The organism is Neorhizobium sp. T7_12, from assembly GCF_002968535.1.
Taxonomy (GTDB): domain Bacteria; phylum Pseudomonadota; class Alphaproteobacteria; order Rhizobiales; family Rhizobiaceae; genus Neorhizobium; species Neorhizobium tomejilense.
Genome location: NZ_PVBK01000005.1, coordinates 21,398 through 45,072, shown reverse-complemented (window position 1 = coordinate 45,072; position 23,675 = coordinate 21,398). Strand labels below are relative to the sequence as shown.

Below are 23,675 nucleotides of genomic sequence, written 5' to 3'. Positions count from 1 at the left end.
AGGCTCCTGATGCTGGCGCTGCCTATAGACCATTCACGTTGCAATTGGAAGAGGCGTCCGCCGATCAGCCGAAGACCCGCTTCGGCCGGAATTCGCCCTGGCCGATCTCGCCGATGGCGATCAGCTTGCCGCGCACCGTCGCATAGGCCTCCGCCTCAGCAAGCGGCGCATCGCGGCCGCGCAGGATGACCGGATTGCCCATTTTCAGCCGATGCGCCTGATCGTCGGTGACGGGCAGGTGCGGCAGGCTGGACAGCGCCTCGGCGGTATCGATCAGGAACTCGTCGAGCGCCGCCAGGCGTTCGTCGCGGTCCTCGATCTCCTCAAGCGCCACGAGATCGGCGAGCGGCACCATCTTTTCCTCGGCGAACGGTGCGACGAAGGTGCGGCGCAGTTCGGAAATATGGCCATAGCAGCCGAGATCGCGGCCGAAATCGCGGGCGAGCGCACGCACATAAGTGCCCTTGCCGCATTCCACCTCGAAATGCGCCTTGTCCGCGGTGACGCCGAGCAGCGTCAGCCGGAAGATCTCCACTTCGCGGGAAGGGATATCGACCGTCTCGCCATCGCGAGCAAGGTCATAGGCCCGCTCGCCGGCAATCTTGATCGCCGAGAACTGCGGCGGGATTTGGCTGATCGTGCCAGTGTATTTCGGCAGCAGATCGCGGATGGACTGCTCGTCGGGACGCATATCCGAAGCGGCCGTGACTTCGCCTTCGAGGTCGTCGGTCGAGCGCTCTTCGCCCCAGCTGACGGCGAATTCATAAATCTTGCGGCCATCCATGACGTAAGGCACGGTCTTGGTCGCATCGCCGAGCGCGATCGGCAGCATGCCGGAAGCGAGCGGATCAAGCGTGCCGGCGTGTCCGGCCTTCTGGGCGTTGAACAGCCATTTGATCTTGGAGACGGCTTCGGTCGAGCCGAAATCAACCGGCTTGTCGAGGATCAGCCAGCCGGAAACCGGGCGGCCCTTTGGTTTGCGGGGTTTGGACATGCGTTCTCTTGACTATTCTTTGTCTTCGCTGCCGCCATCGAGATCCCGCTGGACCTCCGGCGAGCGCAGCAGCTCATCGATCTTCTTGTAGTTATCGAAGCTGGTATCGTCGCGGAAACGGACTTCCGGCATGTATTTCATCTGCCGGAGCTGGCCGCCGATACGGCCGCGAATGTATTTCGCGTTGCGGTTCAGCGCCTCGATGACTGCCGCGTGATCCGGCACGCCGAGCGGTGTCACATAGGCCGTGGCGACTTTCAGGTCCGTCGACATGCGCACTTCGGACACGGAGATTACGGTCTTCTCGATCAGGTCGTCGCGCACTTCGCCGCGCTGGAGGACCTGGGTTATGGCGGCGCGGACCTGTTCGCCAACGCGAAGCATGCGCTGAGACGGCGCCGAGGATGATGCCTTGGTCATTTTATTTCTCTTCTAGAGCACTTGCGGGGTTCGTCCCGTATTCCAAGCGCTGCGTCAGCAAAGGCGGTCACATGACCCAGGCGCGCCCAAAGGTCAAGGCGCGGCCTTCGCTTTATCTTAACAGGACGGGCTGCCTGATGCAGCCCCCAAACCCGGCTCCCGCAGGTGACGGCCGATCAGAACAGAGCGTCGTCGATATCGTCGTCGGACATGGTGTTCGTGACGGCAGCGGCTTCCACCGGCGGCTGGGTGCCGAGCAGTGCGGCATGCAGCTCGCGTTCGCTCACCATTGTATAAAGGCGGGCAATGCGGCCACCGACATCGGCAAGCGCTTCTTCGAGACCCGGCGCTTCGAAGATGTCTTCATCGAGTTCCATCTCATTGGCGCAGGAGCGCAGCACCTCGCCGAGCTCGGCGTTGAAGTTCAGCCGGGCGAGCGAGATATCCATCTCGCCGACCGCCGTCCTGCTCTGATCGCCGAGCGCCAACATCTGGGCATCCATCCGGTCGCCGACCGAGCGGATGTTTTCAAGCGCGTTTTCCAAACGCTGGTCGAGGCTTTGTTCACTCTCTTCGCCGTGGACGCTGGTCAGCTTGTTGGCAGCGATTTCAAGCGTCTGGAGTTCGATCAGGATCTTTTCGGCCGTCTCGTCGAGCACCGCGGCGAAGTTGCGCAGTTCGGCGGTCACGACATTGATCGCCCTGCCTTCCTCACCGATCTTGCCGCAACGCAGGTTGGTGTTGAGCGCCATATAGTGAATGTCGGTGCGCACGACCTTGACGATGCCTATGCCCTCGACAAGTTCCCCGACGGTATCGCTGGTCGACCGGCTGAGTTCGCCGGCGTGGTGGGCAACCTCCTCGATTTCGCGCACGGCACCGCGAGCTGCGGCCACGCCGTTCTCAAGCTGCCGGATCGCATTGTCGTTGTCGCCGCTGTCAGCGTCGGTCATCGTCGCGCGCAGGGCCTCGATCTGTGACAGATCGGACCGGAAGCTTGCGACAATGGCAACGATCTTTGCAGTATCGCGATCGAAGTCGGAGACGGATTGATTGAGCTGCAACGATACGAGCTTGCGGATGATTAGCGACAGGCTTTCGCGCTGGTCGCCGGTCAGCCTGGCGGCCGCAGGCGACTCCAGATAGTCGGAAAGGATGCGCAGGGCCGACTGGCAATGTTCGATGCGCTGGCGGGTGATGTCGCCGACCTGCATGGCCGACAGCGTCGAGGCGAGCTTCGACTGGATGCCGCCTGCAACGGTACGCACCCTCGCGGCGCGCTCGACCAGCAGCTTGCGGTGCTTGCCGATCTCCGCCGCGCCGTTGGAGAGGCCGACAACGATCTGCGGCACCGTTTGATCGTAGCGTGCCAGGATCGCCTTCCCCTTGACCATCACCGGTCCAAGACCGTGGCCGAGGGTGCTCAGCTTGCCGGCCAGATCGTTGACCTGGCGCGAGCCCTCCTGGATTCTTGCGAGAATTTCCTCTGCGAAGCCGGCGAAATCGGCAATACCGGCACCGGTGATCTTTGCGGTCACCGCGAAGGTGCGCAGATAACGCAGCGTTTCTTGCATCTCTTCGATCTGGGGCCGGAGCTTGCGCTCGGCACAGGCGATTTCCTGGAAGCCGATCTGGCGTCCGGATTCGAGCCTGGTCAGGTGCGACAGGCGCTCGACCGTGCTCTTCAGTTCGGCCATCGTGGCGTTTGCCGTTCCTTCATCCAGCGAACCGGTCAACTGGTCGAGAGAGCTGATCAGCTTGTTCAGCACGTCGAGGATCGACAGAAGTGCAGCCCCGCCATCGAGAAAGCGTTCCTCGATACGCGACCGTGCCGTTTCCATCCGGTCAACAAAGACCAGAACGCCCGTCGAATTGTCTGCGACGTCAAAAATGGGTGCCCTGACAGCCACTTTGCCTCACCTTTCGGGTCCCGCGGGACCTCTGCCTGCTGACGATAACGACGATGAACTCGTCTGTATTGTTTTGGGACGGCCCGCACCTGCAAGTCGCCGATACGGTTTGTCCCGTGCGAGAGGGACTGTGAGCGCCCAGGGGTTAATTCTCGCAGAATCCGCAGTCTCATTTGCGACTTGTGGTTAATTTTTCCGCCTCCTCGGTGGGCCAAAATACAACCTATAAGTATTGTTTCGCGAAAAGTCGCCATACGCGATTAACTCCCCATTAACGATGCAAGTCCAAATTCTGCCAGCTATTTCAGCTCTTTCGGAATTACGTTGAGGTAAGAATGCCTGCTTCCGATGTTAAAGAAGATTGCCTTCGCCTGCCGCAGAACCTGACGGTTCGCGCGATCACCATCGTCCAGCAGGAAATGCTGCAGTTTCTCGACAAGACCGCCTCCGCAACCATCGAACTCGACGATGACTGCCAGGTGGACATCAGCTTCATCCAGCTCATGGAAGCGGCACGCATTCATGCCGATACAGCCGGAAAGCACATCGCGTTGGCTCGTCCCGCCAGCGGCTCGACGCTCGATGTTCTGAAGCGCAGCGGCTTCCTCGAAGGGATGTCCGCTGAAGACCTGAAATTCTGGCTTCATCAAGGGGGTATTCAATGAGCGCCAGCATCCTAACAGTCGACGATTCCGCCAGCATCCGGCTGACGACGCGCGTCGCCCTCAGCAATGCCGGATATCAGATCACCGAGGCAGTCGATGGACTGGACGGCATCGCCAAGCTCAAGGCCGGCCAGTTCGACCTGATCGTCACCGATCTCAACATGCCGAACATGGACGGCCTGACGATGATCCGGGAACTGCGTAAGATGCCGGCCCATATGGGCGTTCCGGTCATCTTCCTGACGACGGAATCCGACAGCGACATCAAGCAGGAAGCCAAGGCCGCCGGTGCCACCGGCTGGCTCACCAAACCATTCGACCCGGAAAGCCTGGTCAAGATCGTGCGGAAGGTACTCGGCCGATGAGCTTTCCCGATCCTATCGCGGTTTTCAGGACAGAAGCGGCCGAGCTTCTGGAACTGATCGAAGCAGGGCTTCTCGACCTGAATGTAAACCTCGGTGACAAGGATCAGGTGGACGCGGTCTTCCGCGGCCTCCACACATTGAAGGGATCGGGAGCCATGTTCGGCTTCGATGCCCTTGCCGCTTTCACCCATCACTGCGAAACGGCTTTCGACCGCGTCCGCAAGGGCGAAGTTCCGGCAACCCGGGAACTGGTCACCGCAGTTCTGGAAGCCAAGGATCACATGCGTGCCCTGGTGGACACGCCGAATGGCGACCATGAGGCAACGGGCGAAGCGCTTCTCGCCAACCTGCGCGCCGCCGTCGATGGCGCCAACAGCCCGGGCGCGGCCAGCCCCGCCAAGGCTGCGCCGGGCCGTAACCATTTCAAGATCCGCTTCAGCCTGCCGCAGAACGCGATGGCAAACGGCACTAATCCGCTGCCGCTTCTCGACGAACTGCGCGAGCTCGGCGAGTGCGAGATTGTGGCAAACCGGTCCGCCATCCCATCGCTCGAACTTCTCGCCCCGACCGATCTTCATGTCTCCTGGCAAGTCGAGCTCGTGACCACACAACCGCGTTCGGCGATCGACGACGTGTTCATCTTCGTCATGGACGAAATGCAGCTCGACGTCGTCACAGTGGAGCCTCCACGCGCCGCCGGCACGCCGGCCAAGACCGAAGCCCCGGTTGCCGAAGCTCTGCCTGCCCCGGCACCCCAGGCCGTTGCAGCGGCACCGACCGCCCCAGCCCCTGCGCCCACCGCTCCGGCACTCGTCGATGCAAAGCAGAAAAAGACGTCCGAAAACGTCCGTGTGCCGGCCGAAAAGCTCGACGAGCTGATGGACCGGGTCGGCGAGCTCGTGATCGCCCAGTCGCGCCTCAGCCAGCTTGCAGGCGGCAGCGGCGATCTGCAGCTGCGGGCCGTCTCGGAAGACGTGGAACGCCTTTCCGGCGAGCTGCGGGATACGATGATGGTGCTGCGCATGGTGCCCGTCACCCAGCTCTTCGGCCGCTTCCGCCGGCTGGTACACGATCTGGCGCGTGAAACCGGCAAGACCATCGAGTTGTTGACCGAGGGCGAAACGACGGAAGTCGACAAGAGCGTGATCGAACGCCTTGCCGATCCTCTCGTGCATCTCGTGCGCAACTCCTGCGACCACGGTCTCGAGACACCCGAGGAACGGCGTGCCGCCGGCAAACCGGAGGCGGGCCATATCCTGCTCACCGCCCGCCAGCAGGCCGGCGAAGTGATCATCACCATCAAGGACGATGGCCGCGGCATCAACAAGGAGCGGGTGCGGGCCAAGGCGGAATCCTCCGGTCTCATCGCATCCAATGCCAACCTCACCGACCAGGAACTCTACCAGCTGATCTTCCAGCCCGGCTTCTCGACGGCCCAGACGGTCACCAACCTCTCCGGCCGTGGCGTCGGCATGGACGTGGTCAAGCGGACGATCGACGCGCTGCGCGGCACGATCAACGTCACCAGCCACGTCGGCAAGGGTTCCGAAATCTCGCTCGCCATCCCGCTGACGCTCGCGATCATCGATGGACTGCTCGTGCGGGTCGGCGATGGCCGCTATGTCATTCCGCTTTCGGCGGTAGAGGAATGCCTCGAGCTCCCGATCGAAGAAGACATGCGCTCGCGCGGCCGCAGCTTCATTTCGCTGCGCGACAGTCTGGTGCCGTTCCTCAGGCTTCGCGACCTCTTCCGCACCGGCACCAAGCCCGATCCCTTCCAGAAGGTGGTCGTCATCTCGACCGGTTCCGAACGGGTGGGCCTGGTCGTCGACCAGATCATCGGCGACCACCAGACGGTCATCAAGGGAATGTCCAAGCTGCACCATGACGTCGCCACCTTCTCGGGGGCGACCATCCTCGGCGACGGGGACGTGGCGCTGATCCTCGACGTCGGCCATCTCGTGGCCGAAGGACAACAACAGGAGGCGCATCTGCGCGCGGCCGGATGAACGAAGCAGTCAGAAAGATCTCCGAAAACCTCTGGGGCGGCCGCGACGAGCTGGAAGTCCTGACATTCGACATCGCCGGCGAGATGTTCGCGCTGGAAGCCGTGAGCGTACAGGAAATCCTCGATCTCCTGCCCGAGACCATGGTTCCCGGCGCAAAAGCCTTCGTCGGCAGCGTCATCAACTTTCGCGGCAAGGTCATTCCGCTTGCCGATATCCGGCTCGCATTCGGCATGGAAGCAACGAAGCCGACGATCGACAGCCGGATCATCGTCATCGCGATCAACATCGGCGGCGAACCGGTTCTTGCAGGCATCCGTACAGACAAAGTGCATGAGGTCACCACCCTGTTCCGCGCCGCCGGCGAACCGCCGCCGAGCGTGGGCATGCGCTGGCGGCCGGATTTCATCGATTGCCTGGTCAAGCGGGGTGCGGAGTTCATCATTCTCCCCAATCTCCAGGCGATCTTCTCCGCCCAACACGACCATTCCGCGACCGGGGCTTCCCACGGTTGATCACCCTTTCGATGGACGAAAAAAATGCACGCTTCGATCAAGCTTAAGCTGGCTTCAGCATTCGGTTTCATCATCATCATGCTGCTTGCGACCGCCGCCTACGGCATCGTCAGCCTTGGCAACATGAACGACACGCTCGAGAATGTGCTGCAGGGGCCGGCCCTGCGCCTGAAACTGGCCCAGAACCTGAACAACGAGCAGCTCCAGCAGACCCGTCAGCAGAAGAACCTGCTCCTGGCTGCAAATCCTGGAGAGATGCAGGGATATATCGCCAAGGGCGATGAGGCTCGACGCACGTTCGACGAGACGCTCAAGGCGGTTGAAGCCCGTGCAACCGAGCAGGGCAAGGCTCTGTGGGCGAAGCTTGGCGGCTTCACGGTCGAGTTCCGCAAGCAGGACGACCGGATCCGCAACTCCATGCTCGGCGGCGACGCAGCCACCGCGCTGCACATTTCCAACAATGAGGCCCGCGCTGTCACCAACGACATCGACACGCTGCTCTCGGATGTAGTCAAGCTCGAGGAGAGCCGCCTCAGTGAGGCCGACAAACAGACCGATCTGGATTACGCCCAGACCCGCCTGATCATGATCTCGGTCGCCAGCGTCGCTTTCCTGATCGCCGTGCTGGCCGCGCTCTGGATCGCGCTTTCGATCAACAGGGGTCTGCGCAATGCTGTAACGGCAGTTCAGAACGTCGCCGACGGTGACTTGACCAGGTTTGCCTCGATCACCAGCAAGGACGAGATCGGCGAACTGCTTGGCTATGTCAACACGATGATCGAGCGTCTGCGCGGCGTCGTGGGCGATGCGCTCGCCGCATCCGACAACGTATCCTCGGGCAGCCAGGAGCTTTCGGCAAGTTCGGAGCAGCTGAGCCAGGGCGCGACCGAACAGGCATCTTCGGCCGAAGAAGCCTCCGCCTCGATGGAACAGATGGCGTCGAACATCAAGCAGAACGCCGACAACGCCGCGCAGACGGAAAAGATCGCTCGTCAGTCGTCGCGGGACGCCGAAGCATCCGGCCAGGCCGTCGGCCGCGCGGTCGGCGCGATGCGCACGATCGCCGAGAAAATCTCGATCGTCCAGGAAATCGCCCGCCAGACCGACCTTCTCGCCCTGAATGCCGCGGTGGAAGCCGCCCGTGCCGGCGAACACGGCAAGGGTTTTGCAGTGGTCGCATCGGAAGTCCGCAAGCTTGCCGAACGGTCCCAGGCTGCCGCTGCCGAAATCAGCGCGCTCTCGGGCGAAACGGTGCAGGTCGCAACGGAAGCCGGCGAGATGCTCAACAAGCTGGTGCCGGACATCCAGAAGACCGCTGAGTTGGTCTCAGAAATCTCCGCCGCCTGCCGCGAGCAGGACATCGGCGCTTCGCAGATCAACGAAGCGATCCAGCAGCTCGACAAGGTGACCCAGCAGAATGCCGGCGCCTCCGAAGAGATGTCGGCGACTTCCGAAGAACTCGCCTCGCAAGCCGAAGAATTGCAGGCCTCGATCGCCTTCTTCAGGGTCGATCAGGCCGGCGGCAAAAAGCCGACCAAGCGGGCTCCGGCTACCGTTGCGGCCCACAAGCCGATTGGCAAGCCGGCCCCGATGCGCCGCGCTGCGGGACAGCCATCTCACAAGGCTGATCATTCGGTGCTCAGCCAGCAAGCCCGCGCCAAGGGTTTTGCCCTCGACATGTCAATGGGCGGACCGGATGCCGACGACGCGGATTTCCGCGAAAGCGCCTGAAGGAATTGAAACGGTCCCGGATCAACAGAGATCCGGGATCGCCTCTCGCATGTAAGCGGGAGAATGTCCGGACGGCCGGACCATCGCAGAAGGGTGAATGTATCGGTCTTCTCGTTCCAACCGCTTTCCTCCGCCGGAGGAAGCACTGACTGATGCACTTCACCGCCTCGAGGGGATAGGGCTATGCGATTTACGATCAAGGCCAAGCTGGGACTGGCTTTCGGCTTTCTTGTCAGCCTGCTGATTGGTACCGCCGGCTATGGGATATACAGCCTCGCCGCCGCGCACGATTCCATGACCTACGTGACAGAGGTCGCGGCAAAGCGCCTCGATAGCGTCCAGCAGATGGACATCCTGTCGCTCAATCGCATCCGCGCACAGAAGAACATGCTGCTCGCCACCTCGCCGCAGGAGATCGAAAAGTTCTACGTCGACGGCGACAAGCTGGAGCTTCAGTTCACCACGTTGCTGGACCAGCTGGCTTCGACGGCGTCGGCAGACCAGAAGCAGTTCTGGGATGAGACGCGTGCGCTCTCGACGACCAATCACGCTGCGAACGAAAAAGTCGACGCCGCGGTCAAGCGCGGCGACATGCAGGAGGCGATCGCCCTCTCGGCCGGAGAAAGCCGCAAGGCGATCATGGAACTTTCCGCGCAACTGGACGAGGCCGTACAGATCAACCGCCACCGGATGCAGAAGGCGAACGACGAAGCGGAAGCCAGCTACTGGACGACGCGCAGCCTGATGATCGCGATCGCGGTGGTGGCCGTCGTCACCGCAGCGGCAACGGCGTTCTGGATCGCCCTCGGGATCGGCAGGGGCCTCACCAAGATCATGGGCGTCGCCAAGGCAGTGTCGATCGGAGATCTCGACCAGAATATCGAGATCAAGACAAACGACGAGATCAAGGATCTGGTCGACACGATCAACACGATGACGGCGAACCTGCGCAATACGGCGACTATCGCCAGCCAGATTTCCAACGGTGACCTGACCGTCTCGCCGAAACCGCTCTCCGACAAGGATACGCTCGGCCTGGCGCTCGAAAGCATGGTGGAACGCCTGCGCGGCGTGGTCAGTGATGCGCTCGCCGCATCCGACAACGTATCCTCGGGCAGCCAGGAGCTTTCGGCAAGTTCGGAGCAGCTGAGCCAGGGCGCGACCGAACAGGCATCTTCGGCCGAAGAAGCCTCCGCCTCGATGGAACAGATGGCGGCGAACATCAAGCAGAATGCGGACAACGCCGCGCAGACCGAGAAGATCGCCCGCCAGTCGTCACGGGACGCCGAAGCCTCCGGCCAGGCCGTCGGCCGCGCCGTCGGCGCCATGCGCACGATCGCCGAGAAGATCTCGATCGTCCAGGAAATCGCTCGCCAGACCGATCTGCTCGCCCTGAACGCCGCGGTGGAAGCCGCCCGTGCCGGCGAACACGGCAAGGGGTTTGCGGTGGTCGCATCGGAAGTGCGCAAGCTTGCCGAACGGTCCCAGGCTGCCGCTGCCGAAATCAGCGCCCTCTCCGGCCAAACGGTGCAGGTCGCAACGGAAGCCGGCGAGATGCTCAACAAGCTGGTGCCGGACATCCAGAAGACTGCGGAACTGGTGTCGGAAATCTCCGCCGCCTGCCGCGAGCAGGATATCGGTGCTTCCCAGATCAACGAAGCGATCCAGCAGCTCGACAAGGTGACCCAGCAGAATGCCGGCGCCTCCGAAGAGATGTCGGCGACCTCGGAAGAACTCGCAGCCCAGGCAGAAGAACTGCAGGCCTCGATCGCCTTCTTCAAGGTCGAGCGCGCTACCGCAAAGGCTCGGACCCAGCCCGGGACCAAAGCCCACGCACCGGCAAAACCCGGCGCGAAACAGATGTCGAAGTTCGCCGCTTCCCGGCCAACCGAGCATTCCGTGAAGGCGCAGCAGTCCCGCGTGAAAGGTTTTGCCCTCGATCTTTCGATGGGCGGCCCCGACCAGGATGACGATGATTTCAGGGAAAGTGCCTGAGCGGCTTTCAGACACATGAGCGGGGCCATCAGGCCCCGTCAATGGCCAGCGTAACTGCGTTAATGCGAGCCATGAAAAGTCCCGGCGGTCGGCCTACCGGCCTTTTAGCCAGACTTTTCCCGGTCGCATCTGAGAATAAGGCGGCTCTGCCGGTTGTTTCAAGAAATTCGGGGGACTTAAGATGCGGTTTACAATCAAACTGAAATTGGGATTGGCTTTCGCCCTGTTGACGCTGCTGCTGGTCGGCATTGCAGTCTACGGCAGCCTGAGCCTTGGCGGACTCAACGACGCCAGCGTCAAGATGGTCGACGGCCCGGTTCGTCGTCTGGAGCTTGCGCTCACCGCCAATGTGAACGAGGTCGATGCCGTGCGCGCCCAGAAAAACGCGCTGCTTGCGACCAATCTCGCGGATGCCGCGAAATTCCACAAGGAAGCGGACGACAACACCGAACTGATGTTCAAGGCCGTTCAGGAAGGGCTTTCGATCGCCTCTCCGGAAGGCAAGCCGTACTGGGAAAAACTGCTGACGATCGGCAAGCAGTTCCAGCAGAAGTCCAACGACTTGCAGGCAGTTCAGGCACGCGGTGATCAGGCCGGCGCTCTGGCGCTCTCCATGGGCGATCTGCGCACCATGACCGCCGATATGGGCGAGGCCATCAAGGTTCTCCTCGATATCCAGCGCAAGGGAATGGCAAATACCGAAAAGGCGAACCAGGATCTATTCGCCTCGACGATGATGGTCCTGAGCGTCGCCTCGATTGCGGCCGTGCTGATCGCCATCGGTGCCGCCTTCTGGATCACGCTCGGCATCAACAACGGCCTCAAGAAGATTGCGTCCGTCGCCAACGCAGTGGCCATCGGCGACCTCAACCAGAAAGTCGAGGTCAAGACGAATGACGAGGTCAAGGATCTGATCGACACCGTCAACGTGATGACCGGCAACCTGCGCAATACGGCGGCGATCGCCGAGCGCATCTCGGAGGGTGACCTTGCCGTCGACGTCAAGCCGCTTTCCGACAAGGATACGCTTGGGCTCGCCATGCAGAGCATGGTGGCCAACCTGCGCACCACGGCACATGTCGCCGACCAGATCGCCAACGGCGACCTGACCGTCTCGCCAAAACCGCTCTCCGACAAGGACACGCTCGGGCTTGCGCTGCAGAGCATGGGCGAACGCCTTCGCGGCGTCGTCGCCGATGCCCTGGCGGCATCGAGCAACGTCTCCTCCGGCAGCCAGGAGCTTTCGGCAAGCTCGGAACAGCTGAGCCAGGGCGCCACCGAACAGGCATCTTCGGCCGAAGAAGCCTCCGCCTCGATGGAGCAGATGGCGGCCAACATCAAGCAGAATGCGGACAACGCCGCGCAGACGGAAAAGATCGCCCGCCAATCCTCGCGTGACGCCGAAGCCTCCGGCCAGGCCGTCGGCCGCGCCGTCGGCGCCATGCGCACGATCGCCGAGAAGATCTCGATTGTCCAAGAAATCGCTCGCCAGACGGACCTTCTGGCCCTGAACGCCGCGGTGGAAGCCGCGCGTGCCGGCGAACACGGCAAGGGTTTTGCAGTGGTCGCCTCGGAAGTTCGCAAGCTCGCCGAACGGTCCCAGGCTGCCGCTGCCGAAATCAGCGCACTTTCGGGTGAAACTGTGCAGGTCGCGACCGATGCCGGCGAGATGCTGAACAAGCTTGTACCCGCGATCCACAAGACCGCGGAGCTCGTCTCGGAAATCTCGGCCGCCTGCCGGGAGCAGGATATCGGTGCCAGCCAGATCAACGAGGCGATCCAGCAGCTCGACAAGGTGACCCAGCAGAATGCCGGCGCCTCCGAACAGATGTCGGCGACGTCCGAAGAACTCGCCGCCCAGGCCGAAGAACTGCAGGCGTCGATCGCGTTCTTCAAGGTCGATCGGGCGGGATCCAAGCAGCGGGGCCAGCCGGTCCCGGCCGCCAAGCTCGCACCGGCCAAATCCAGGGTCCAGCCGGCACCCAAGGCCTATTCGGCCGGTCATTCAGTCAATGCACAACAGGCCCGCGTGAAAGGTTTTGCCCTCGATCTGTCGATGGGCGGCCCGGACGCGGACGATGACGATTTCAGGGAGAGCGCGTAATGGCAGGCATATCCTCCGAATCCCAGTTCGTAACCTTCAGCCTCGGCGAAGAGATTTTCGCGGTCCCCGTCGAGGTGGTCCGCGAGATCCTCGACCACGAGGAGCCGTTCAAGATCCCGCACGGCCCGGAATATCTGCTCGGCCTGCGCGATGTGCGCGGACAGGGCGTGCCGGTGATCGACCTCCGTCTTCGCCTCGGCCTGACGAGGACGGTCAAGACGCCGCATACGCGCATTCTGGTGCTCGACGTGCCGGTCGCCGATCGCGTCCTGGTGCTCGGCCTCGTCGCGGACCGGGTCTTCGAAGTGGTGCCGTTCCGCAAGGAACAGATCGAGACGGCGCCGGATATCGGGGTGCGCTGGCGCTCCGATTATATCGCCGGCGTGGTGCGCCGGGAGAGCGGCTTCGTTGTCGTTGTCGACCTTGCACGGCTGTTTTCGGATTCCGGATCGGCGCTCGCCGATGTCGGGCCGCAGTCCCAGGTCGCATGACGGAATTCGCATAACCGAATAGGTTCTTGTACGGGGGGCACGCGCGTGAGTGCAGCAATGAGGAGCCAGCCGCTCGATGACCGGCTGAGCAAGCGCAACTTCGATCTGCTTTCGAAGTACATCTACGACTATAGCGGCATCAAGATGCCGCACAGCAAGATGACCATGCTCGAAGGACGGCTTCGCCGGCGCCTGCGCGTCACGGCCATGCCGACTTTCGACAGTTATTGCGATTACCTCTTCAAACACGGAGGTATCGAGGCCGAATCGATCTTCCTCATCGATGCGGTGACCACCAACAAGACCGACTTCTTCCGCGAGCCGAAGCATTTCGACTACATGATGCAGACGGCGTTGCCGGACATCCTGAAAACCTACGCCGACCGGCGCATCCGCACCTGGAGTTCGGCCTGCTCGACGGGCGCCGAGCCCTATACGATAGCCATGGTGCTTTCGGAATTTCTGAGCTCGTCGACGCCGGAACGTGACTATTTCGTGCTCGCCACCGATCTTTCGACAGACGTGCTGCAGAAGGCCCAGCGCGGCATCTACCAGAGCGATCTCCTGGCGCCCGTACCGGCCGACATGATGAGCAAATATGTCATGCGTTCGTCCGACAGCCGTCGGCAGGACGTGCGGATTTCACCGAAACTGCGCTCCCGCGTCGGTTTCGCCCGGCTGAACCTGATGGACGAGGCCTACCCCGTCGGCGACCTGATGCACATGATCTTCTGCCGCAACGTACTGATCTATTTCGACAAGCCGACGCAGCAGCATGTGCTGTCCCGCCTTTGCCAGACGCTGCTCCCCGGAGGTTATCTGTTCATCGGTCATTCGGAAACCGTGACTGGCTTCGACCTGCCGATCCGTCAGGTGGCAAATACTGTGTTCAAGCGAGTATGAACCATGAGCGGCAAAATTCGTGTTCTGATCATTGATGACTCCGCCAGCGTCCGCCAGACCCTGACAGCCGTCCTGTCGGCGGATCCGGACATCGAAGTCATAGGCGCGGCCAGCGATCCCTTCATGGCGGCGCGAAAGCTGCGCGAGGAAATCCCCGACGTCATCACGCTCGATGTGGAAATGCCGCAGATGGACGGCATCACCTTTCTGCGCAAGCTGATGTCCCAGCATCCCATTCCGGTGGTGATGTGCTCGTCTCTGACCGAAAGCGGCTCGGAAACGCTGATGCAGGCGCTCGAGGCGGGCGCTGTCGATATCATCCTGAAGCCGAAGATCGGCGCGGCCGACCACCTTGCCGAATCCGCCGAAAGGATCCGCACCGCTGTCAAGGGAGCGGCGCGCGCCCGGGTCGGCCGGCTGCGCCCGTCACGCATTTCCGAAGGCGGAACGACCGCCAAGCTGACGGCCGACGCGGTGCTTCCGCCCCCCAAGGCCGGCGCCATGGCGAAGACCACCGAAATGGTCGTCTGCGTCGGCGCCTCGACCGGCGGAACCGAGGCTCTGCGCGAGCTTCTCGAAGCCCTGCCGGCCAATTCTCCGGGCATGGTCATCGTCCAGCATATGCCGGAAAAATTCACCGCCGCATTCGCCAAACGGCTCAACAGCCTCTGCGAAGTCGAGGTCAAGGAGGCGGCCGACGGCGATCCCGTGCTGCGGGGCCATGTGCTGATCGCCCCCGGCGACAAGCATATGCTGCTCGAACGGCGCGGCGCGCGTTACGAGGTTTCGATCCGCTCGGGCCCGCTGGTCAGCCGCCATCGCCCATCCGTCGACGTGCTGTTCCGGTCGGCCGCACGCTCGGCCGGCGGCAATGCGATGGGCGTGATCATGACCGGCATGGGCGATGACGGCGCCCGCGGCATGAACGAGATGCATCAGGCGGGCGCCTATACGGTGGCCCAGGACGAAGCGTCGTCCGTGGTGTTCGGCATGCCCAAGGAAGCCATCGCCCATGGCGGCGTCGACAAGGTCGCGCCGCTCGAACAGATCGCCCGGGAAATCCTCGCCGCCGATCGTCGGCGGTAAGATCTGGCAACGGATTTTTCACGGCTCGTTAACCATGTTTGGCAAGAATGGGGCAACGCATCATGAGGGTGCGGTGAGAGAGCAATCTTACGCTCGTAGCCGGACAGGGACCGAAGATGCCAGTCATTACCTTTGCCAACACCAAGGGCGGAGCGGGCAAGACCACCGCTGTGCTTCTCCTTGCAACCGAACTCGTTGAGCAAGGCTACCGCGTCACGATCCTGGATGCCGATCCGCAATACTGGATCACCCGCTGGCACATGCTCTCCCCGCGCGATGACAAGCTCAACGTCATTTCCTACGTGACGCAGGCTTCGATCGACCGGCATATTTCCGAGAACCGCCACAAGACCGATTATTTCGTGCTCGACCTGCCCGGCGCCCAAAGCCCGCTGCTTGCCAAGGCAATCGGCCTTTCCGACCACGTACTGATCCCGATCCAGGGCTGCGCCATGGATGCCCAGGGCGGTGCAAACGTGCTGGAACTGCTGCGCTATCTCGAAGAAAAGGCCAATCTCCGCGTGCCGCATTCGGTCGTTCTGACCCGCGTCAACTCGATGGTGACGACCCGTGCCCTGCTTGCGGTGAAGATGCTGCTGGCCGAGCGCAAGGTCGAAGTGCTGGACACTCCGATCATCGAACGCGCCGCGTTCCGCGATATCTTCGATCTCGGCGGCACGCTTTACACGATGGACGAAAACCGCATCAGCAATCTCGACAAGGCCCGGCAGAACGCCCGCCTGTTCGCGCTCGAAATGCTCCGCCGCGTGCCACTCCACAAGCCGGCCTCGCTTTCAAAGCGCTTCGTCCGCGCCGCCTGATCACGCCTTGCCGTTCATCAGGATCTGCAGCTTGACGTCGGATGGATGTCCGGCGGCGGCCCGCTCGAAGGCCTTGATCGAATCCTTGAAATCGAAGACGCCGGTGATCAGCGGCTTCAGGTCGACCTTGCCGGACGCGATCAGTTCCAGCGCCCGGTCGAAGATGTTGGCGTAGCGGAACACCGTCTCAAAGCGAACTTCCTTGGAGATGGCGCTTGAGACGTCCAACGGCACCGGCTCGACCGGCAGGCCGACCAGCACGAAGGCACCGCCGGGCCGCACCAGGTCCAACATGCCGGCATAGGCCCTCGGGCTGCCGCTCGCCTCGAACACGACATCCGCACCCCAGCCGCCGGTCGCTTCGGCGATGACCTCGGCAAATGGCCGTTCGGTAATGTTGACAGGGATGATACCCGGGTACTGGCCGGCGATCTTCAGCTTGTCGGGGCTCAGATCCGAGATGAAGACGCGGGCGCAGCCGCCCGCGAGTGCCGCCAATGCCACCATGATGCCGATCGGACCGGCACCGATCACCGCACCGACATCGCCGGGCTGGATACGGGCGCGGCTGGCGGCCTGCATGCCGATCGCGAACGGCTCCACCATGGCGCCTTCGGCAAAGGAGACGTTGTCCGGCAGCTTGTAGGTGAAGGCCGCAGGATGGATGACTTCCGGCGTCAGCACCCCGTGGACCGGCGGCGTCGCCCAGAAACGGACGTCCGGATCGACGTTGTAGAGACCGAGCTTGGAGGCACGTGACGACAGGTTCGGTACGCCCGGTTCCATGCAGACGCGGTCACCGACCTTCAAGGTCTTCACCTCGCTGCCGACCTCGACGAGGATGCCCGCCGCCTCATGGCCGAGCACCATCGGCTCGCTCAGGACAAAGGGGCCAATTGCGCCGTGGGTGTAATAATGGACGTCGCTGCCGCAGACGCCGACCGTATCGATGGCGATCTTCACCTCGCCCGGCCCGACCTCGGTCGGAAGATCGATCTCCCTCAACGCGAGAACGCCTTTTTTCTCGAGCACCAGTGCCTGCTGCATGCGATGTTTCCTTCCGATTATTTCCTGACGCTGGCCGAGCTTCCGGGCGAGATCAAGGCAGCCATCTGCCGCTTTCAGCCACGGCCGGCATAAGGCATGCCGTTTGCCATCACTGTCATGAACAGAACATTGGCTTCCAGCGGCAATCCATCCATGTAGAGCACCGCATCAGCCACGTGCTTGGTATCCATGACCGGCTCCACAGCAGTCGTGAGGTCCGCCTGCAGCGCCCCTTCCTTCATCCGCACCGTCATCGGCGTGTCGGCATTGCCGATATCCACCTGGCCGCAGACGATGTTCAGTGGCCGCCCGTCGAGCGCGATCTGGCGCGTCAGGCCGGTAATCGCGTGTTTGGTGGCGGTGTAGGCGGCCTGGAAAGGACGCGGCACGTGCGCCGAGATCGAACCGTTGTTGATGATACGCCCGCCGCCGGGGTTTTGCCGCCGCATCATCCCGAAGGCCGCCCGGGCGCAATAGAAGGCGCCGTTGAGGTTGAGGTCGATGACAGCCCGCCAGGTTTCAAGCGGCAATTCGTCGATCGGAACCGCCGGCGTGCCGCGTCCGGCATTGTTGAACAGAAGATCAAGGCGGCCATAGGCCTCTTGCGTCGCTGCAAACAAGGCGTCGACGGCTGCCGGATCGGTGACGTCCGTCGGCACCACCAGCGACTCACCGCCAGCCAGTTCCGCCGTGCCCCGCAGCTCACTCTCGCGCCGGCCGGCAAGCACGGTCCTATAACCTGCGTTCAAAAGCCCGACGGCGACGGCCCTGCCAACGCCCGAGCCCGCGCCGGTTACGATCGCTACTTTCGACATATCCACTCCTCCTTGTCCGTTTCGCCGCATCTTATAGTCGGCGATCGGCATGGCCGTCGAGGCCCATCAGTCCTTTGCCAGCAGTTCGCGAAGGGCGAGCCGCTTGTAGGTTTCCACCATGGCCGCACCTTGGGCGCGCTCGACGGAGATCGCCAGCCGCATTGTCGACGTGCCGAGATACATGACCAGCATGGCCCGGTTGAACAGTTCTTCCGGATGGGCGTGGGGCTGGATATGCGCCAGCGCTGCCGCGACGATCGCGCCGTTTTCGCGGGCATCGGCGAGATCGATATCCTGCAATGCCTTGTCTGCCTGGGTGCCTGACCAGATGTCGCGCATCACGGGTTCAGCGAGGAACAAGCCGTAATAGATGTCGATCAGCTCTCTGAACGCTTGCGAAAACGCGGCCTCGTTCCGGACCGGCTCCAGCGCCTCGCGAATGCAGGCGCGGCCTTCCTCGTTGTAGCGTTCGGCGAGCGTGCGGACCACCGACCCCTTGTCCGGGAAGAACTGGTAGAGCGAGCCGATCGGCACGCCCGCCTTTTCCGCCAGCTCACCCATCTTCATCACGTCGCTGCCGCCGCGGGCGATCAGCTCCTTCGCCGCCGCGAGAATCCGCTCCACCCGCTCCCGGCTGCGCTTCTGCTGGGGCTGGCGTGGCGTCGATGCAGAAATCTCCATTGTCTTTCCGTGCCTTGAGTTTGTAACGCGAGGAATATTCGCATTTTTTGTTGACAAGCGCAACATGAGGATTTATCGCTTTAGAACATGAGGAAAATTCATGTTAAAGGAGGCATCCCATGGAAAACCCCATTCTCATCATCGGCGGCAAGGGCAAGACCGGCTCTCGGGTTACAGAGCGCCTGCAGGCATTGAACAAGCCTGTCCGTTTCGCTTCGCGCTCCACCGGTTTCGACTGGACGGACCGCTGCACCTGGGCGCCGGCCCTGGAGGGAGCGTCGGCCGCCTACATCACCTACTATCCGGACCTCGCGGTGAAGGGCGCTCCGGACGATATCGACGCGCTTGCGACGCTCGCGGTATCGCTGGGCGTCAAGCGGCTGGTTCTCTTGTCAGGCCGGGGCGAACCCGCGGCGCAGGAAAGCGAACGGCGGATGATCGCCTCGGGTGCCGACTGGACGATCGTTCGGGCAAGCTGGTTCAACCAGAATTTCGACGAGGGACAGCTCTTGCCGATGATCCTTGAAGGGGAACTGGCGCTGCCGGTCAGCGCCGTGCGCGAGCCGTTCATCGATGCCGGCGACATCGCCGACGTGGTCACTGCCGCTCTCACCGACGCTCGGCATATCGGCGAACTCTACGAAGTGACCGGCCCGCAGCTTCTGACCTTTGCCGAAGCCGTGGCGGAAATCGGCAAGGCAAGCGGTCGCGCGATCGCCTTCCAGACAATCTCCGATGAAGCGTTTGTAGAAGGCCTCAAACAGGCCGAAGTGCCCGCCGATGTTGCGGAACTGTTGGTGGAGTTGTTTACCGTCGTACTCGACGGCCGCAACGAATACCTGTCGGATGGCGTAATGCGCGCCCTCGGCCGGCCGGCCAAGAGCTTCTCCGATTATGCGAAAGACGCCGCGGCCCGCGGCGCTTGGGCATGATCTCAGGCAGGTTTTCTCTTGGTCACGGTCACAGTGCCGGCATCCGCATCGACCACGACCCAATCCCCGGTCTCGATTACATCAAGCGGGTCCTGGTCCAGCTCGGTGATCGCCGGAACCCGGGTGACGACGGCTCCGAGCGCGATCTTGGTGGTCATCCGGGTAAAGATCATCGCCGCCGGCTGGACGCCGTTCAGCCGGGTCATATGGAAATAGGCCGACCAGCCGGACGAGCCTTTCGCGCCGGGGAAAACCAGAATCTTGCCGGCGAAGGAGACGCCGCGCATTTCGTGCCGGCGCTCGATGACCGTGCCGGTGCGCTCGTTGATACCGCCCCAGCCGGAGATCGTTTCGGTGGTGACAAGCGCCTCGCCCTCAGCACGGCCGGCAACCACCTTGCGGCCTCTGAGCTCGATCGTGTCGGATTTTGCGTCGGTCGCGATATCCATCAGACCCTCCCGTTCCACTGGCCGGTCAAGGCAGCATCGACGCAATCACTGACCGAGCCGAACCAGCCCTGCACGCCGGTGATCGCCGGCAAGTAGTGTGCCTGCTTGGCGGAATCCGTGGCGATGACCTTGGTCCCCGCCGGCAACCGGCGGGAGATGGCGGGACAGGTGTCGCTCATGACGACCCCGCCAGCTTCGCGGATGACGTCGATATAGCCGTTGCGCTCGGCGACCTGCTTGATCGCACGCGGCGTGTGCACCCAGAGCTGCACATTCGAATGTATCTTTTTATTCTCCAGCATGTGGGCGATCAGGGCCATCTGGTCGATGGAATTGTGCGGACAGCCGAGCATGATGAAATCGACCTTTTTCTCGGTCGAGCTCTGCAGCTTATCATAGGTTTCGCGCCGTTCCTTGGCGCCGTAGCGGAACGTGCCCTTGACCTTGCGACCGCCGAAAGCTTCTTCGATGCTGTCCGCTTCCGGCGTGATGCCGGGAATATGGTACATCTCCACCCCACCGGAGGACGCTGCGGCTGCGCCAAAATGCTTGAGCTTGATGAGGTCGGGCTGGCGGCTGGCGCCCTTCAGGACAGGGATCTCCTCACCGATCACCTCACCGATATAATAACCGAGCAGGCCCCAATCCATCATGTCGTCGACCTCGATATCGAGCTCGACCAGATGGGTGCCGCGGCGGTTTTCGGTGATGTGGAACCCCCAATAGGGAATGCGGCCGGTGAGCGCCGCAGCGCCGGTGCTTTCCTTGCCCTCGACATTGGTGCGGGCGCCAAGAACCGAGTTGCAATAGATGACGGCCGATGATTCCATCCAGGCGCAGTGTTCGCCCTTCACCGGCACGTTGCCCACCTGATAGGGCGTGCAGGTGGCGAACATGTTGACGCCGCGTCGCCCCAAGTACTTCTCATTGGCGCGCTGCATGTCCACAAGCGCCTTATCGACGCCTTGGAGTTCCCAGTTGTCGTTGTCGATGCCGGTGATCAGCTGGCAGGTATGCGCCACCATATGGGGCACCTCGACGACTTCGTCGCTGTCGAGGTTGAGTTCGGAATAGACGTGTTCCATGCCCTTTTCGGCAATCGCCTGCACCGAGGGCGTCGAGGCGTTGAAAGCGCCGGCGACGTTGTTGGTCTCGACCAGACGCTCGGCGCCGAGCGCTTCGCCGTAGCGAACCAGCAGGTCCATGGCGCGCGCCTTGGCGCGGCCGTGCTCGCCGTCATACATCGCCTTTTCGTGATCCGTCAGGTTCATCGCATCCTCCTCACGATGCGGCGCGCATTTTCGCGTCGGCCCACCGATAATGCTTCTTTTCGACGTTGTCGGAAACCCGCTCGCGCAGCGCATCGCGATCGATCTGGTGCACGCTGCCGGTTCCGGCAAGGTCGAGCGCATTGGCAGCCGCCATGCCCATGGCGATGCATGGCCCCATGACCCGGATGCTCGAAAGCGCCGCCGAATCCGCGTCGACGCAGCGGCCGGCGGCGGCAATGTTGTCGCATTCGTCCGGCGTCAGGCTACCAAGCGGAATATAGTGGGCATGCTCTTCGTCGAAAGTGATCCAGTGGTGGCCGTCGCCGTGGTCATGCAGCTCGATCGGCCAGGCGGTGCGGGCAACGGCGTCGTCGAACTTGGTGCCGGCCTTGATCTCGTCGACCGTCAGGTGATGGCTGCCGGCGATCCAGCGGGTCTGGCGGATGCCCGGCAGGCCGAAGGAGCGGATGCGGGCATTGCCGAAGCATTCCGGGAATTCCGCCTTCAGGAACTCCACGGCGCGGGCCGCCTGGTCCTTGCCTTCCAGCGCCTTCCTGGAAGCCTCTACCGGATCGAGCGGTGTTTCCACATGGGTCATGTTCATGGCGGCGATGCCGCTGCCGGGAATGGTGAAGCCGAGGCCTTCGCGGCGTAGCAGGCCGTAGCTTGCCGCCTTTTCCTTCATCCGGTCGCCGATCTCGTAGCGGGTCGGCTGCTTGGCTTCGTCGATGTTTTCCAGCACCACCATCTGGGTACCGAAGACGCCGCCCTTTTCCGGTTGGCGGCAGGCGAAACCGGCCTGCCAGACGAGCGCCGCGTCGCCACTCGCCTCCACCCAGCCGGCCGCCTCGATCGACACGCCGCCGTAACGGGTCATGAAATCGGTCTGGACGACGCGCCGGCCTTCGACATGCACGTCGAGAATCTGCGCACCGAGCACGACCTCGATGCCAGCGTCCAGAATGCTACTCTCCATCCAGCGGCCGAGGACGACTTCGTCGTAATAGACGACCGTGGTGTTCGGCCCGTGGCGGCAATAGATCGACTGGTCCTGGCTTTCCAGATGGGCGAGCAACCTGTCGGCAACGCCATAGGTGAACTGGTAGCCGTGCGTGCCGTTCGAAAACAGGCCGCAGAACGTGGCGATGATCGAGTTGACCGCCTGCCCGCCGAGCGCTGCCTGGCCATCGACGATCACCACCTTGCGGCCCAGTCTCGCGGCTTCGAGTGCGGCCGAAATCCCGGCGATGCCGGCGCCGACGACGCAGATATCCGCCTTGAGCCTGCGGAACGGCGCCGACTTCTCGCGCCGGACAATCCGCGTTTCCCTGCTCAGCGTCTCCGCCATCGAACCCTCCCGTACAGCCTGCGCCCTCCCGGCGCTTTGGCCATGATCGTAACCCAAGCCGCCTCGCCTTGAACCCGGCAAGTGATGCGATCAGCTTTCTTGTTTCGAGAAAGGTCCCGCCGGATTTCAGCGGCTTGGCGTCAGCGAAACGGCGAGCTTGAGGCAGGTCCGGATTTCTTCTCAGAACATTGGGATGACCTGATCCGGCACCCCTTCCGAAAACCGCTTCTGCGCGTAGGATATGAACTCGGATACCACGACCTTGTTCATCTTGATCCTGGGCACCGATGCCTTCACCCAGAGCGGCTCGACCGGAAATTCCGGCATCACCTCCTCGAGCGCGCCGCTATCGAGATCCGACCGAGCGAGGAACCTCGGCAGGATTGCCAGTCCTAATCCCTGCCGGGCAGCCGCCAGCAGGACCCGGCTATCGTTGGCCGTGAAATTCGAGGTGATCTCCACGTTGAGCGTGCTCGTTTCCATCTGGAAGGTCCAGGTCGTGCCGATCGTGTGGAAGGTGATGCATTCGTGGCCGACGAGTTCGGTGGGCGTCTTCGGCCGCTTGCGGCTTGCCAGATAGCCCCGCGATGCGCACAGCACCCGCGGATAGGGACAAAGCGGATGATCGATCACATAGGCGTAGGATTGCGGCAGGGCGCCGATGGCCACGTCGAACCCCTCTTCCAGCGGATTGACCGAACGGTCGATCAGCACGATCTCCATCTTCACCCGCGGATTGGCGGCCTGGAACGCAGCGCAGATATCACCGAAGAACATTGAGGTCAGCGTCGTCGGTGCCTTGATGCGCAGCGAACCGGTCAGCCCCAGTTCGTGGGTATTCGGCGTCGCCAGCGTCTCCTCGATCTCGCCGACCAGGAGCTGCAGGCGGGGCCGCAGCCGCTCGCCGTCGAGCGTCAGGGCCAATCGTCTTGTCGTGCGTACGAAAAGCTGGGTATTGAGGTGCTCTTCGAGCCGCTTGACGCGCTTGGTGATGACCGACGTCGCGACGCCCAAATCACGGCCGGCAGCGGAAAAACTGCCGGCGCGGGCAGTCGCCAGGAACGCACCGATATCGAGAAGTATGTTCACTGTCTTTCTCGTTTCGAGAAAAAATCCGAGCCGGTAT

Annotated in this window: 22 protein-coding genes; 12 read left to right on the top strand and 10 right to left on the bottom strand. The window is 62.5% G+C overall.

The window, feature by feature from the left end; genetic code table 11:
* Positions 1–64: 64 nt before the first annotated feature.
* From truB to C5J26_RS13550, 3 genes are all read right to left on the bottom strand, one after another.
* Complete coding sequence (gene truB, locus C5J26_RS13560) at positions 65–994, bottom strand: tRNA pseudouridine(55) synthase TruB (RefSeq protein WP_105402240.1); 930 nt, start codon at positions 992–994, stop codon at positions 65–67.
* Between the two features lie 12 nt (positions 995–1,006).
* The gene (gene rbfA / locus C5J26_RS13555; RefSeq protein WP_046611492.1) at positions 1,007–1,414 is read right to left on the bottom strand and encodes a 30S ribosome-binding factor RbfA; all 408 of its coding nucleotides are present in this window, start codon (positions 1,412–1,414) and stop codon (positions 1,007–1,009) included.
* Between the two features lie 176 nt (positions 1,415–1,590).
* Positions 1,591–3,324, bottom strand: coding sequence for a hypothetical protein (locus C5J26_RS13550; protein ID WP_172745857.1), 1,734 nt, complete (start codon positions 3,322–3,324; stop codon positions 1,591–1,593).
* Between the two features lie 335 nt (positions 3,325–3,659).
* On the opposite strand from C5J26_RS13550, the gene C5J26_RS13545 reads away from it, so the two are divergent.
* The 11 genes from C5J26_RS13545 (at position 3,660) to C5J26_RS13495 (ending at position 16,006) form a co-directional block, all read left to right on the top strand.
* A complete protein-coding gene (locus C5J26_RS13545; protein WP_105402238.1) occupies positions 3,660–3,989 on the top strand; it encodes a hypothetical protein in 330 nt (109 codons plus the stop codon).
* Positions 3,986–4,354 carry a response regulator gene (locus tag C5J26_RS13540; protein ID WP_046637913.1) on the top strand — a complete coding sequence of 123 codons (369 nt, stop codon included), beginning with the start codon at positions 3,986–3,988 and terminating at the stop codon, positions 4,352–4,354. The genes C5J26_RS13545 and C5J26_RS13540 overlap by 4 nt, the downstream gene beginning before the upstream one ends.
* A complete protein-coding gene (locus C5J26_RS13535) occupies positions 4,351–6,363 on the top strand; it encodes a chemotaxis protein CheA (RefSeq protein WP_105402237.1) in 2,013 nt (670 codons plus the stop codon). Before C5J26_RS13540 ends, C5J26_RS13535 begins: the two co-directional genes overlap by 4 nt.
* Complete coding sequence (locus tag C5J26_RS13530; RefSeq protein ID WP_105402236.1) at positions 6,360–6,875, top strand: chemotaxis protein CheW; 516 nt, start codon at positions 6,360–6,362, stop codon at positions 6,873–6,875. Before C5J26_RS13535 ends, C5J26_RS13530 begins: the two co-directional genes overlap by 4 nt.
* Before the next feature lie 24 nt (positions 6,876–6,899).
* Positions 6,900–8,606, top strand: a complete 1,707-nt coding sequence (locus tag C5J26_RS13525; RefSeq protein WP_105402235.1) for a methyl-accepting chemotaxis protein — start codon at positions 6,900–6,902, stop codon at positions 8,604–8,606.
* Positions 8,607–8,789: 183 nt separating this feature from the next.
* Positions 8,790–10,601 (top strand): methyl-accepting chemotaxis protein, encoded by a 1,812-nt coding sequence (locus C5J26_RS13520; RefSeq protein WP_105402234.1) that lies wholly within the window; start codon positions 8,790–8,792, stop codon positions 10,599–10,601.
* A 181-nt stretch (positions 10,602–10,782) separates the two neighbouring features.
* The gene (locus C5J26_RS13515; protein WP_105402233.1) at positions 10,783–12,705 is read left to right on the top strand and encodes a methyl-accepting chemotaxis protein; all 1,923 of its coding nucleotides are present in this window, start codon (positions 10,783–10,785) and stop codon (positions 12,703–12,705) included.
* Positions 12,705–13,196, top strand: coding sequence for a chemotaxis protein CheW (locus C5J26_RS13510; protein ID WP_105402232.1), 492 nt, complete (start codon positions 12,705–12,707; stop codon positions 13,194–13,196). Before C5J26_RS13515 ends, C5J26_RS13510 begins: the two co-directional genes overlap by 1 nt.
* 57 nt (positions 13,197–13,253) lie before the next feature.
* Positions 13,254–14,099, top strand: coding sequence for a protein-glutamate O-methyltransferase CheR (locus C5J26_RS13505; RefSeq protein ID WP_105402231.1), 846 nt, complete (start codon positions 13,254–13,256; stop codon positions 14,097–14,099).
* A 3-nt stretch (positions 14,100–14,102) separates the two neighbouring features.
* Entirely contained in the window at positions 14,103–15,185 is a 1,083-nt protein-coding gene (locus C5J26_RS13500) for a chemotaxis response regulator protein-glutamate methylesterase (RefSeq protein WP_105402230.1), read from the top strand.
* Positions 15,186–15,301: 116 nt separating this feature from the next.
* Complete coding sequence (locus C5J26_RS13495; protein WP_046669009.1) at positions 15,302–16,006, top strand: ParA family protein; 705 nt, start codon at positions 15,302–15,304, stop codon at positions 16,004–16,006.
* Here the strand turns inward: C5J26_RS13495 and C5J26_RS13490 are convergent, their stop codons facing one another.
* The 3 genes from C5J26_RS13490 to C5J26_RS13480 form a co-directional block, all read right to left on the bottom strand.
* Entirely contained in the window at positions 16,007–17,053 is a 1,047-nt protein-coding gene (locus C5J26_RS13490) for an NAD(P)-dependent alcohol dehydrogenase (protein WP_105402229.1), read from the bottom strand.
* 74 nt (positions 17,054–17,127) lie between these two features.
* Positions 17,128–17,868 carry an SDR family oxidoreductase gene (locus C5J26_RS13485; RefSeq protein ID WP_105402228.1) on the bottom strand — a complete coding sequence of 247 codons (741 nt, stop codon included), beginning with the start codon at positions 17,866–17,868 and terminating at the stop codon, positions 17,128–17,130.
* A 66-nt stretch (positions 17,869–17,934) separates the two neighbouring features.
* A complete protein-coding gene (locus C5J26_RS13480) occupies positions 17,935–18,549 on the bottom strand; it encodes a TetR/AcrR family transcriptional regulator (protein ID WP_105402227.1) in 615 nt (204 codons plus the stop codon).
* Between the two features lie 119 nt (positions 18,550–18,668).
* Here C5J26_RS13480 and C5J26_RS13475 point away from each other — a divergent pair, with 119 nt between their 5' ends.
* Positions 18,669–19,481, top strand: a complete 813-nt coding sequence (locus C5J26_RS13475; RefSeq protein ID WP_105402226.1) for an NmrA family transcriptional regulator — start codon at positions 18,669–18,671, stop codon at positions 19,479–19,481.
* A 2-nt stretch (positions 19,482–19,483) separates the two neighbouring features.
* Here the strand turns inward: C5J26_RS13475 and C5J26_RS13470 are convergent, their stop codons facing one another.
* The 4 genes from C5J26_RS13470 to C5J26_RS13455 all read right to left on the bottom strand — a co-directional run bounded on the left by C5J26_RS13470 (position 19,484) and on the right by C5J26_RS13455 (position 23,638).
* The gene (locus tag C5J26_RS13470) at positions 19,484–19,930 is read right to left on the bottom strand and encodes an aconitase X swivel domain-containing protein (protein ID WP_105402225.1); all 447 of its coding nucleotides are present in this window, start codon (positions 19,928–19,930) and stop codon (positions 19,484–19,486) included.
* Positions 19,930–21,201: an aconitase X catalytic domain-containing protein gene (locus C5J26_RS13465; protein WP_105402224.1), complete on the bottom strand. Its 1,272-nt coding sequence runs from the start codon at positions 21,199–21,201 to the stop codon at positions 19,930–19,932. The genes C5J26_RS13470 and C5J26_RS13465 overlap by 1 nt, the downstream gene beginning before the upstream one ends.
* Before the next feature lie 10 nt (positions 21,202–21,211).
* Positions 21,212–22,549, bottom strand: coding sequence for an FAD-dependent oxidoreductase (locus C5J26_RS13460; RefSeq protein WP_105402223.1), 1,338 nt, complete (start codon positions 22,547–22,549; stop codon positions 21,212–21,214).
* A gap of 180 nt (positions 22,550–22,729) precedes the next feature.
* Positions 22,730–23,638 carry a LysR family transcriptional regulator gene (locus tag C5J26_RS13455; RefSeq protein ID WP_105402222.1) on the bottom strand — a complete coding sequence of 303 codons (909 nt, stop codon included), beginning with the start codon at positions 23,636–23,638 and terminating at the stop codon, positions 22,730–22,732.
* Positions 23,639–23,675 lie beyond the last annotated feature (37 nt).